The organism is Nonomuraea sp. NPDC003709 (assembly GCF_040610775.1).
Taxonomy (GTDB): domain Bacteria; phylum Actinomycetota; class Actinomycetes; order Streptosporangiales; family Streptosporangiaceae; genus Nonomuraea; species Nonomuraea angiospora_A.
On sequence record NZ_JBEXMW010000001.1, the window covers coordinates 606263 to 617770 of the forward strand.

Here is an 11508-nt window from a genome sequence, read left to right on the forward strand (position 1 = left end):
GCTAGCATGACTAGGAGTCCTAGCGTTGCTCCAGTCAGCTGGTGATGGTCAGGTCGCGGAAGAGGAAGTAGCTCGCGATGTCGCTCTGCAGGTACTGGTGGTAGTACGTGGCCATGGGCTTGGCGGCCTTGTCCGCGGTGAGGACCGTGATGACCACGTACTTCTTGGACGCGCTCGAGCGCATCTTGCCGTAGGCGTAGCTCTTGAGCGTCCTGTCCGTGTGCCACTTGACCGCGTCCGAGGTGAGCGACGCCAGGCGCGTGGCCATGGTCTTGGCGGCACCCTCGCTGGGGAAGGACAGCAGGAGCTGGACCGCCTTGATGTGCCCGCCGTCCGCCGAGTACGCGAGCTGGACGGCGCGCTGACAGTTGTTCTTGGCCAGCACGCCCTGGCCGTCCACCGGGTCGCAGCTGTCGTACGTCCACCCGGCGACCTTCTTGGCCTGGAGCTTCACGTCTCCCAGCTTGAAGTCCCAGTCCTCGAACTCGTCGTCGGTGAGCGGCGAGCCGGGATCCACCCGCTTCGAGGTGCTGGAGCTGGTGTCGCTGGGGGCCGGGGTGGGCTCGGCGGGCTCGGAGGTGGGCGGGTCCGACGGGGCGGCCGACGGCGGGTCGGACTGCGGTGCCGTCGTGGTCGTGGGGACCGGGTCGGCGGTCGGCAGCGCGACGGGCGGGTTCTGGCCGGAGTCGCGCATGTAGAGGAACGCGACGACCCCGCCGCCGATCAGGAGGACCGAGACCAGGCCCACGACCAGGCCGATGACCAGGGCGTTGGTGCTCTTCTGCGGCGGAGCCGGGGGCGGCGGGCCTGGGACGGGGCCTGGGGCCGGGAGCAGCAGCGTGCCTTGGGGCCCGGTCGGGTTGCCGTACGGCGGCCCGCCCGATCCCGGCGGCTGCCCCTGCCCGGCCCCATAGCCACCTTGCCCGTCCCGCGGCCCGTACCCGGGCGGCGGGACCCCCTGCCCATTCGGCGGGCCGTATCCGGGTGGAGGGGCTCCCTGCCCAGGCGGTGGGCCGTATCCGGGTGGAGGGGCTCCCTGCCCAGGCGGTGGGCCGTATCCGGGCGGCGGGACCCCCTGCCCAGGCGGCGGGCCGTATCCGGGTGGTGGGGCTGCCTGCCCAGGCGGTGGGCCGTATCCGGGTGGTGGGGCGCCCTGCCCGGGTGGGGCCGGGTGGCCGGGTTGGCCGTATCCCGGTTGGCTCTGGCCGTAGCCGGGCTGCGGAGGGCCGCCTTGGCCGGGTGGCGGGCCATAGGGCTGCTGCTGCGGGCCGTACCCCTGCGGCGCTCCTTGCGCGCCCCACGGGCCTTCCGGCTGGGGCTGGGGCGGGGGAGGCTGCGGAGGGTATGCCATTGCTCCATTGTGGGGTAGCTGATCCCCATCTGCCCCAGCCACCCCCCCCAAATCTCAGGAGGCCGTACGAGCCTCTTCGCACACCTGGCGGCGGTATTTCCCGGGCGCCAGCCCGTGCTGCCGCTTGAACGCGTTCCCGAACGCGAACTCCGACCCGTACCCGACCCGCTGCGCCAATTCCGCCACCGAGACGTCGGACTCGCGCAGGATGCGGGCCGCCGTGGCCAGGCGCCACCACGTGAGGTACGCCAGCGGCGGCTGCCCGACGAGGGAGGTGAAGCGGCGGGCGAAGCCGGCGCGCGAGAGCCCGGCGTGGGCGCCGAGCGACTCGACCGTCCAGTGGTGGGCGGGGGCGCGGTGGATGGCGTCCAGCGCGCGGCCGATGGCCGGGTCGGCCAGCGCGGCGGCCCAGCCCGATTCCCTGCACGCGTCGGACTCCAGGTCGAACCAGGCGCGCAGGATGTAGAGCTGGAGGACGTCGAGCAGGGACGTGACGACGGTGTCGGCGCCCGGCCGGGGGTTGTCGATCTCGCCGGCGAGCAGTTCGACGGCGGCCCGGAGCTCGGGGTGGTGGCCGAGCGTGGTCGGCAGGTGGATCACGTCGGGCAGCGCGTTCAGGATCGGGTGGGTCCTGGTGGGGTCGAGCTGGTAGCCGCAGCAGAGGGTGACCGTCTCGGCCCCGTCGCCGCCCTCGATGGTCGAGGCGAACAGCTCGGCCTCCAGGTACGGGTCGCAGACCGGCGCGGCGAGCGGCGTACCGGGGGTGTCGGCCAGGCCGTACCCGTCGCCGTGCGGGAAGAAGACCACGTCGCCCACGCTCAGCGGTTTGGGCTCGCCGCCGGGCGGGATGAGCCAGCAGGACCCGCGCAGCACTATCTGGAAGCCGGCGGACCCCGGCACCTTCGGGAACTCCTTGCCCCAGGGGGCCCGCCAGGAGATGCGCACGGAGGTCGGGCGGCCGGTACGCATGAGGGCGACGACGTCGCTCAGCACATCCATGTCACCAGTCTAAGGCCAGAGACTCTTGCGTATAAAAAGTAGTGTTTGGAGCATTGGATATCTCAATCTCGGCTCCTACTGTTGGTCAGGCACTTCCTGACTCGCTGAGAGGACCGATTGACATGATCAAGGTTGGCATCATCCTGGGGAGCACCCGTCCCGGCCGCAACGCCGAGGCGGTGGCGCAGTGGGTCCACGAGCTGGCGGCCAAGCGCGGCGACGCCGAGTACGAGCTGGTGGACCTGAAGGACTACGCCCTGGGCAACCTGGACGAGCCGCAGCACCCCGCCGCGGGGAACTACGCGCACGAGCACACCAAGCAGTGGGCGGCGAAGATCGCATCCTTCGACGCGTTCGTCTTCGTGACGCCCGAGTACAACCACTCGATCCCGGGCTCGCTGAAGAACGCCATCGACTTCCTGTATGCGGAGTGGACCAACAAGGCGGCCGGTTTCGTGGGTTGCGGGGTGGGCGGCGCGGTCCAGGCCGTCGGGCACCTGCGCGACGTCCTCTCCAATGTCGGCGTGGCCACTGTGCAGCAGCAGGTCGCACTCTCGATCTTCACGGACTTCGAGAACATGACCGCGTTCAAGCCCGCCGCCGTGCACGAGGACAAGCTCGGCGTCATGCTCGACCAGGTCCTCGCCTGGGGCGGCGCCCTCCGCCCGCTGCGGGCGGCCTGACCACGCATTCGCGCCCGGCTCTCGGTGGTTCGGCTACGACCCGGCGAGCTCGCCGACCACCGACCACCGACGAGCCACCGCACCCCGGCACCCGCAGTTCGAGGGGGGCTGGGGTGACGGCGTGGGGGCGACGGTGTCGCGGCGACGGCGCTGGGGGTGATGGCGGGCCTGGGCGCCTGGGGAGCGGGCGAGGGCGTGGCCGGTCGGTGCCGTGGCAGGGGGGGCGCGCGGTGCGGTGGCCGGGGGTGGGGGCTCGGTCGTTTCCTGGGTGGCGGCGGGGTGGCAGATCTTGGGGGCGTTCTGGGGGAACGGCTGATCGGGGATGGGGCGGCGGGGCGGTCGGGTGGCGCAACCCGACCGTTATCCCTATTTCCCTACCGGATTGCTAGGTTGTGCTTGTCGGAGGCCGATTGAGGACCGCCGGGAGGCACAAGTGGGACCCACACGGCGCCGGGCCGACCATGCCCGGCAGGTGGCCGACCTGCTGCGCAGGCAGATCGTCCACGGGCACTTCCCGCGCGGCCAGTTGCCGCTGGAGGCGGCGCTGGCGCGCGAGTTCGGCGCCTCGCGCAACACCGTGCGTGAGGCGCTCGGGCTGCTGCGCGAGGAGGGCCTGGTCGAGCGGTGTCCGGGCGTGGGCACCACGGTGGCCAGGGAGAAGTACCCGCACGGCCTGCACCGGCTGCTCGGTCTGGCCGAGACCCTGCACGAGCACGGCGAGGTCACCAACCAGATCAGGACCATGACCCTGATGGAGCCGCCCAGGGCGGTCAGCCACCGGCTCGACCTGCCCGCCGGCGAGCAGGTCGTCTACCTCGAACGGCTGCGCCGCCTCAACGGCCTGCCCCTCTCCCTGGACCTGACCTACCTGGTGCGGGACGTCGGAGAGCCGCTGTTCGACGCCGACCTGGAGCACAACGACATCTTCGTGCTGCTGGAGAGCATCACGGGCCAGCCGCTCGGCACGGCGGAGCTCACCCTGGAGGCGGTCAACGCCGACGCGCACACCGCGGCCGTGCTCGACGCGCCGCCCGGCGCCGCGCTGCTCATGGTCGAACGGCTCACCCACCTGGCCGACAGCCGACCGGTCGACCTGGAGTTCATCCGCTTCAGGGGCGACCGGCTGACCATGCGCGGGCACCTGAACCGCGCCGCGGACAAGGAGTGACGATGGCCCTGATCACCCAGCGGGTCGAGGTCCCCGTGACCATCGACGAGGCGCTCTGCATCGACGGCTGCACGCTCTGCGTCGAGGCCTGCCCGCTGGACTCGCTCGCGATCAGCGACGAGACCGGCAAGGCGTACATGCACGTGGACGAGTGCTGGTACTGCGGTCCCTGCGCCGCGCGGTGCCCCGTGGACGCGGTCACCATCAACATCCCCTACCTGCTGCGATGAGGGAGAGCACGATGCGCAAGGCCCTGGCGGCCGTCGCGCTGCTGGCGGCGGCCGGGTGCTCGGTCACCGGCGCGGCGGGCGGCGAAGGCAAGACGAAGATCGTCATCGGCTACCAGTCGAAGACCATCAACACGGTGACGGCGGGCACGCTGCTGCGCTCGCTCGGCTATCTGGAGAAGCGACTCGGCGGCAAGTACTCCGTCGAGTGGCAGGACTACGACACCGGCGCGCCCATCACCGCGAAGATGGTGGCCGGGAAGATCGACATCGGCTCGATGGGCGACTACCCGCTGCTGATCAACGCCTCCCGCACCCAGGGGATCCCGGCCGCCCGTACGGAGTTGGTCTCGGTCACCGGCTACAACCTGCGCGGCGGGCTCAACATGGTCGTCGTCCCGCCCGGCTCCAAGGCGAAGACCCTCGCGGACCTGAAGGGCGCGAAGATCTCCGCCAGCCTGGGCTCGGCCGGGCACGGCACGCTGGTCCAGGCCCTGGAGAAGGCCGGGGTCACGGGTGTCGAAGTGGTCAACCACCAGCCCGCGGTGGGCGCCTCCCAGCTCGAGTCGGGCGGGGTGCAGGCGTACGCGCAGTTCGTGGCCTGGCCGGGGCTGCTGGTCTTCCAGCACAAGGGGCGGCTGATCTACGACGGCTCCGCGCTGGACGTGCCCACGTTCCACGGTGTGGTGGTGCGTCAGGCGTACGCGAAGGAGCACCCGGAGGTCGTGGACGCCTTCCTCAAGGCGCAGATCGACGCCACCCGCTACCTGCACGAGCACCCGCTGGAGGCCGCCGAGTCCGTGGCCGGGACCACGGGCCTGCCCGCCGAGGTGGTCTACCTCTACAACGGCCCCGGCGGCATCTCCACGTTCGACGTCACGTTGAAGCCGCAGCTCAAGGCGGCGCACGAGCACGACGTGCCGTTCCTCAAGCGCATCGGCACCGACTTCGCCGGGGTGGACGTCTCCGCATTCGTCAACGACACGTACCTGCGCAAGGCGTACGGGCCCTCGTACGACAAGGACCTGGCCTCCACCGCGAACCCCGCCCGGATCACCGGCACCGACCCCGCCTGCGGCGGCCAGATCACCGACCCGAGGACGGCGTCCGAGCTGTGGCCGGCCGGCGCGGCGACGACGCGGCCCGCGGCCACGCCCACCTGCCTGCTGCGCCAGATCGCCAAGGCCGGTACGGCGGTGCGCGCCGCGTACGTGCCCGACACGACCACCGGCACCCGGTGGTTCGCCGACGGCTCGGTCTGGCTCCGGGACCCGGCGGCACCCGAGCGGTCGCGGTTCCTGCCGTTCACCACGCAGGACGGCGCCGACGCCTACCGGAAGGCACACCCCGGGACCGAGCCTGTCACCTACGAGGCCGCGCTGAAGGCGGCCGGGCGGGGCGGCGACGCATGACGAGCGCCGAAGTACTCCCACGCGAGACGACCGGCCCCCGGAAGGCGCGGAAGGTCACCGCGCCGCCCCGGGCCGGGAAGGGGCGGTGGGCCGTCAGGGTGGCGTCCGTGGCGGCGGCGGCCGGCCTGTGGCAGCTGCTCACCGTCACCGACGCCCGGCTGTGGCTCAGGTTCGACCGGTTGCCGACGCTCGACGAGATCGCCCGCGAGGCGGCCAGGCAGCTCGCCACCCAGGTCTACCTGCTCGACCTGCTCCAGAGCCTGATCCGCATCCTCACCGGCTTCGGCCTGGCCACGGTGGCGGGCATCGGGGTGGGCGTGCTCGTGGGCAGGTCGGGCCGCACGCGTGACGTGCTGCTCCCGCTGCTCGAAGCCGTCCGCCCGATCCCGGCCATCGCGCTGGTGCCGGTGGCGATCCTGCTGTTCCCGACGGACGAGCAGGGCATCGTGTTCATCACGTTCGTGGCCGCGTTCTTCCCGATCATGGTGAGCACGCGCCATGCCGTACGGGCGCTGCCGACGCTCTGGGAGGACGCCGTCAGGACGCTCGGAGGCGGGCGCCGCCACGTGCTCCGGTACGTCGTGCTGCCCGGGATCCTGCCGGGCGTGTTCGGCGGGCTGTCGGTCGGAATGGGCGTGTCGTGGATCTGCGTGATCTCGGCCGAGATGATCTCCGGCGAGTTCGGGATCGGCTACCGGACCTGGCAGTCGTACACGCTCGTGGACTACCCCGCGGTGATCGTCGGGATGATCACCATCGGCCTGCTCGGCTGGCTCACCTCGGCCGTGGTCGAGCTGGTCGGCCGCCGGATCACCCGCTGGCTGCCGCGGGCGGAAGGAAGCGGGCGATGACCGCGGGGCTGGGGTTCGCCCTCGACGGGCTGTCCCTCGGTTACGGCGGCGGCCTGGTGCTGCGCGAGGTCGATCTGGAGGTCGTACCGGGCGAGGTGCTGGTCGTGGTCGGGGCCTCGGGTTCCGGCAAGTCCACGCTGCTGCGGGCGCTGGCCGGGCTGCTGGCGCCGTACGAGGGGCGGATCCTCGCGGACGGCGCCGAGGTCGCGGGCACGTCGGGAGAGCGCGCGATGGTCTTCCAGGACGACGGCCTGCTGCCGTGGCGAACGGTCAGGCGCAACGTCGAGCTGCCGCTGAAGATCCGGGGAGTGGCGCGGCGCGAGCGCGCGGAGCAGGCACGCGAGTGGATCGAGCGCGTAGGCCTCGCTGGGGCGGAGGACAACCTGCCCCGCGAGCTGTCCGGCGGCATGCGGCAGCGCGTCCAGCTCGCCCGCGCGCTGGCCGGAGCGCCCAGGGCCGTGCTGATGGACGAGCCGTTCGGCGCGCTGGACGCCCAGACCCGGGCACAGATGCAGCGCCTGCTGCTCGACGTGCTGCGCGGCACCCGGGCCACCGTGATCTTCGTGACCCACGACGTGGACGAGGCGCTGCTGCTCGCCGACCGCGTGGTGGTGCTGGGCGGCCAGGACGTCCGCTCGGTGCTCGGCGTGGCCGACGGCGACCGGAACGACCTGCGCGCCAGGATCCTGGAGGAGTTGTAGATGGAGATCCCCCCGATCGAGGACCGCCTGAGCCTGGAGTGCGAGGTGCTCGTCGTCGGCGGCGGCACCGCGGGCACGATGGCCGCGATCACCGCCGCCGAGCGCGGCGCCGACGTCCTGCTGCTGGAGAAGGCGCACGTACGGCACAGCGGCGCGCTGGCCATGGGCATGGACGGCGTCAACAACGCCGTCATCCCCGGCAAGGCCACCCCCGAGGACTACGTCGCCGAGATCACCAGGGCCAACGACGGCGTCGTCAACCAGAAGACGATCTACCAGACCGCCACGAGGGGCCACGCGATGGTCCGGCGCCTGGAGCGGTACGGCGTGAAGTTCGAGAAGGACGAGTACGGCGAGTACGCGGTGCGCAGGGTGCACCGCTCGGGCAGCTACGTCCTGCCGATGCCCGAGGGCAAGGACGTCAAGAAGGTCCTCTACCGGGTGCTGCGCCGCCGTGACATCAGGGAACGGGTCCGCATCGAGAACCGCGTCATGCCGGTCAGGGTCCTCACCTCGAACGGCCGGGCGGTCGGGGTCGCCGGGTTCGACACCAGGTCGGGACGGTTCGTCACGGTGCGGGCCGGTGCCGTGATCCTGGCCACCGGCGCCAGCGGGCGGCTCGGGCTGCCGGCCAGCGGCTACCTCTACGGCACGTACGAGAATCCCACGAACGCCGGCGACGGCCACGCCATGGCCTACCACGCGGGCGCCGAGCTCAGCGGCATCGAGTGCTTCCAGATCAACCCGCTCATCAAGGACTACAACGGCCCGGCCTGCGCGTACGTGGCCAACCCGTTCGGCGGCTACCAGGTCAACAACCAGGGGGAGCGGTTCGTCGACTCCGACTACTGGTCGGGGCAGATGATGTCCGAGGTCGCCGCCGAGATCGCGTCGGCCCGCGGGCCGATCTACCTGAAGCTCACCCACCTGCCTGAGGAGACGATCTCCGCGGTGGAGGGCATCCTGCACACCACCGAGCGCCCCACCCGCGGTACCTTCCACGCCGGGCGCGGCCACGACTACCGCACCCACGACGTGGAGATGCACATCTCCGAGATCGGGCTGTGCGGCGGCCACTCCGCCTCGGGGGTCTGGGTGGACGAGCACGGCGCCACCACCGTGCCGGGCCTGTACGCGGCCGGCGACCTGGCCTGCGTGCCGCACAACTACATGATCGGCGCGTTCGTGTTCGGCGACCTGGCCGGGGCGCACGCGGCCGAGCACCACGTCCGGCCGCGGGCCCTGCCCGAGGATCAGATCGCGGAGGCGCACGCGCTGGTCTACCGCCCGCTGGCCAACCCCGACGGGCCGCCGCAGCAGCAGGTGGAGTACAAGCTGCGCCGCTTCGTCAACGACTACGTGGCCCCGCCGAAGACGGCCGCCAAGCTGGACATCGCTCTGGAGTCGTTCGAGCGGATGCGCGAGGAGATCGCGGCGATGGGCGCGCGTACCCCGCACGAGCTGATGCGCTGCGCGGAGGTCACGTTCATCCGCGACTGCGCCGAGATGGCCGCCCGGTCCTCGCTCACCCGCACCGAGAGCCGGTGGGGTCTCTACCACGAGCGCGCCGACCTGCCCGGTCGCGACGACGGCACGTGGCTCTACCACCTGAACCTCCGCAAGAGGGCCGACGGCGCGATGGAGTTCGTCAAGCGGCCGGTGGAGCCGTACCTGGTGCCCGTGCCCGAGTTCGAGCCGGTCGCGGGCGAGCCGGTGCTGCTGGGCGCGCAGTCGGCCGCCACCGTGCGGCGCACGGACGGCGTGCGGAAGGAGCGGGCGGCCGTGGGGCGCTCGCCCCGGATCCTGGAGCTGCACCGGCTGGCCGAGGAGCAGCCCGACGTGGAGCGGCTCGCCCCCTACCTCGCCGACCCCGACCCCAAGGTGCGGCGGGCCGCCATCGCCACGCTGACCGAGACCGTCCCCGAGGGGGCGGGGGAGGCGCTGGTCGCCGCGCTCGGGGACGGCCACGGCACGGTGCGGCGGGCCGCGGCGACCGGGCTGAGGGAGCTGGTGGAGGTGCTGCCCGCCACCCCCTCGTTGGGCGCGGCCCTGGCCGGCTGCCTGACCGGCGCGGACGCCGTCGTCCGGGCCACCGCGCTCGACGTGCTGCGCGCGCTGCGGCTCGGCGACCGGGAGGCGTTCGCGGCGGGGATCGGCGACCCCGACCGCCGGGTGCGCATCGAGGCGATCCGCGGGCTGGTCTCGCTCGACGAGGCTGCCTTGGTGGCCACGGCCGTCGGCGACCCGTCGCGCGAGGTGCGCGTATGGGTGGCGAAGGGCCTCGGCCTCATCGGCAGATCGACAGGGTCGCTGGCGGTGCTCGCGGACGATGCCGACCCGCTGGTCAGGGCCGCCGCGCTGGAGGCGTCCGGCGCCGCGGGCGTCCCGCTGGAGTCGCCGGCCGTCAAGGGGCTGGAGGACCCCGACTGGCAGGTACGCGTGGGAGCGGCCCGCTGCCTGGCCGCCGCCGACCCGGCCACCGCGATCGAAGCGCTGGTCGCGGCCCTCTCCGACGCCAACCAGGACGTGCGCAAGGCCGCCGTGCTCGCCCTCACCCCTTGGGCGACCACCTCCGAGGCGGCCGCCGGACTGCGCGCCGTCATTGACGATCCGGACGCCGACGTACGGGCTTATGCACGAAGAGCGATCCATGACTTGACTCGATCTTGAAACTCATAAATCCTTAACCCTACTTGGATAGTAGGAAAGATAGGGAAAGGGGCGGTTGTGCGAGCGCTCATCCTGCTCGGGCTGGTCGGTTTCGCGGCCCAGCTCGTCGACGGAAGCCTGGGCATGGCCTACGGCGTCACGTCGACCACGCTTCTGCTGGCCATCGGCACCAATGCGGCGGCCGCCTCGGCGACCGTCCACCTCGCGGAAATCGGCACCACTCTCGCCTCGGGCATCTCCCACTGGCGCTTCGGCAACGTCGACTGGAAGGTCGTCGCCAAGATCGGCATCCCGGGAGCGGTCGGCGCCTTCGCCGGCGCGACGTTCCTGTCCAGCCTCTCGACCGAGGTCGCCGCCCCGGTCATGTCGCTCATCCTGCTCAGCCTGGGCGTCTACATCCTCATCCGCTTCACCGCCTTCGGGCTGCCGCGCGGCAACCTGGGCAAGCCGCTGCGCAGGCGCTTCCTCGCCCCTCTCGGCCTGGTGGCCGGCTTCGTGGACGCCACCGGCGGTGGCGGCTGGGGTCCCGTCGGCACCCCCGCCATCCTGGCCAGCGGCCGCCTGGCCCCGCGCAAGGTGGTCGGCTCGGTCGACGCGAGCGAGTTCCTCGTCGCCATTGCCGCCAGCATCGGTTTCTTCGTCGGCATCGGCTCCGAGAACATCAACTTCGCCTGGGTGGCCGTGCTGCTGCTCGGCGGCGTCATCGCCGCGCCGATCGCCGCCTGGCTCGTCCGGCACATCCCGCCGCGCATCCTCGGCTCGGCCGTGGGCGGCGTCATCGTGCTGACCAACGTACGCAGCCTGCTGCGCAGCGACTGGATCAAGGCCTCCGGCGGCGTCCAGACGGTCGCGTACATCGTCATCGCCCTCATCTGGGTGGCCGCCATCGCCTGGTCGGTCCGCGAGTACCGCCGTGACAAGGCCAACGAGTCGGTCGAGGCGGTCGAGTCCGAGCTGCAGGCCCGTACGACGGCGGAGGAGGAGACGGCCTCCGCCTGAGGCCACGCGCGCAGGCTCGGCTTCCCGCGGGGGAGCCGAGCCCGACGCATTTGATGCCTATGAGAATCTCTGCCCGTACCCAGTACGCTCTCGGCGCCATGCTCGCCCTGGCCGTGGCGGACGGCCCGGTGCACGCGGAATGGATCGCCGCCAGCCAGGAAATCCCGCGCCGTTTCTGCGACAACATCCTGCTCCAGCTCCGCAGGGCCGGCCTCATCAACAGCCAGCGCGGCCCCGACGGGGGCTACTGGCTCGCCCGCCCGGCCAAGGAGATCGCCCTGGCCGACATCATCCGCGTCACCGAAGGGGTGGAGCAGGCGACCCGGCCCTTCCCGAAGGCCGCCGCGCCGCTGGCCGAGATCTGGGCCCAGCTGCGCAGCCACGAGGACGCCCTGCTGGGCGAGATCACCCTCGCCGACGTCGTGGACTCCGCCGAGCCCGCATAGC

Annotated in this window: 11 protein-coding genes; 9 read left to right on the forward strand and 2 right to left on the reverse strand. The window is 72.0% G+C overall.

What is annotated here, in order from left to right; translation table 11 throughout:
- Positions 1–34 precede the first annotated feature (34 nt).
- Entirely contained in the window at positions 35–748 is a 714-nt protein-coding gene (locus ABZX61_RS02875; protein ID WP_355190987.1) for a hypothetical protein, read from the reverse strand.
- Between the two features lie 657 nt (positions 749–1405).
- Positions 1406–2350: an AraC family transcriptional regulator gene (locus ABZX61_RS02880; RefSeq protein WP_355190989.1), complete on the reverse strand. Its 945-nt coding sequence runs from the start codon at positions 2348–2350 to the stop codon at positions 1406–1408.
- A 122-nt stretch (positions 2351–2472) separates the two neighbouring features.
- Between ABZX61_RS02880 and ABZX61_RS02885 the strand changes: the two genes are divergently transcribed.
- From ABZX61_RS02885 to ABZX61_RS02925, 9 genes are all read left to right on the forward strand, one after another.
- Positions 2473–3033 (forward strand): NAD(P)H-dependent oxidoreductase, encoded by a 561-nt coding sequence (locus tag ABZX61_RS02885; RefSeq protein WP_350728531.1) that lies wholly within the window; start codon positions 2473–2475, stop codon positions 3031–3033.
- Between the two features lie 433 nt (positions 3034–3466).
- Positions 3467–4201, forward strand: coding sequence for a GntR family transcriptional regulator (locus ABZX61_RS02890; protein ID WP_355190992.1), 735 nt, complete (start codon positions 3467–3469; stop codon positions 4199–4201).
- 2 nt (positions 4202–4203) lie between these two features.
- Positions 4204–4431, forward strand: coding sequence for a 4Fe-4S dicluster domain-containing protein (locus ABZX61_RS02895; RefSeq protein ID WP_192790340.1), 228 nt, complete (start codon positions 4204–4206; stop codon positions 4429–4431).
- A gap of 11 nt (positions 4432–4442) precedes the next feature.
- Positions 4443–5840, forward strand: a complete 1398-nt coding sequence (locus ABZX61_RS02900) for an ABC transporter substrate-binding protein (protein WP_355190994.1) — start codon at positions 4443–4445, stop codon at positions 5838–5840.
- Positions 5837–6691 carry an ABC transporter permease gene (locus tag ABZX61_RS02905; RefSeq protein ID WP_355190996.1) on the forward strand — a complete coding sequence of 285 codons (855 nt, stop codon included), beginning with the start codon at positions 5837–5839 and terminating at the stop codon, positions 6689–6691. Before ABZX61_RS02900 ends, ABZX61_RS02905 begins: the two co-directional genes overlap by 4 nt.
- Positions 6688–7392 carry an ATP-binding cassette domain-containing protein gene (locus ABZX61_RS02910; protein ID WP_355190998.1) on the forward strand — a complete coding sequence of 235 codons (705 nt, stop codon included), beginning with the start codon at positions 6688–6690 and terminating at the stop codon, positions 7390–7392. The genes ABZX61_RS02905 and ABZX61_RS02910 overlap by 4 nt, the downstream gene beginning before the upstream one ends.
- Positions 7393–10062, forward strand: coding sequence for a fumarate reductase/succinate dehydrogenase flavoprotein subunit (locus ABZX61_RS02915; protein WP_355191000.1), 2670 nt, complete (start codon positions 7393–7395; stop codon positions 10060–10062).
- 57 nt (positions 10063–10119) lie between these two features.
- Complete coding sequence (locus ABZX61_RS02920; protein ID WP_355191002.1) at positions 10120–11061, forward strand: sulfite exporter TauE/SafE family protein; 942 nt, start codon at positions 10120–10122, stop codon at positions 11059–11061.
- Between the two features lie 59 nt (positions 11062–11120).
- Positions 11121–11507 (forward strand): Rrf2 family transcriptional regulator, encoded by a 387-nt coding sequence (locus tag ABZX61_RS02925; RefSeq protein ID WP_350728538.1) that lies wholly within the window; start codon positions 11121–11123, stop codon positions 11505–11507.
- The last annotated feature ends 1 nt before the right edge of the window (position 11508 follow it).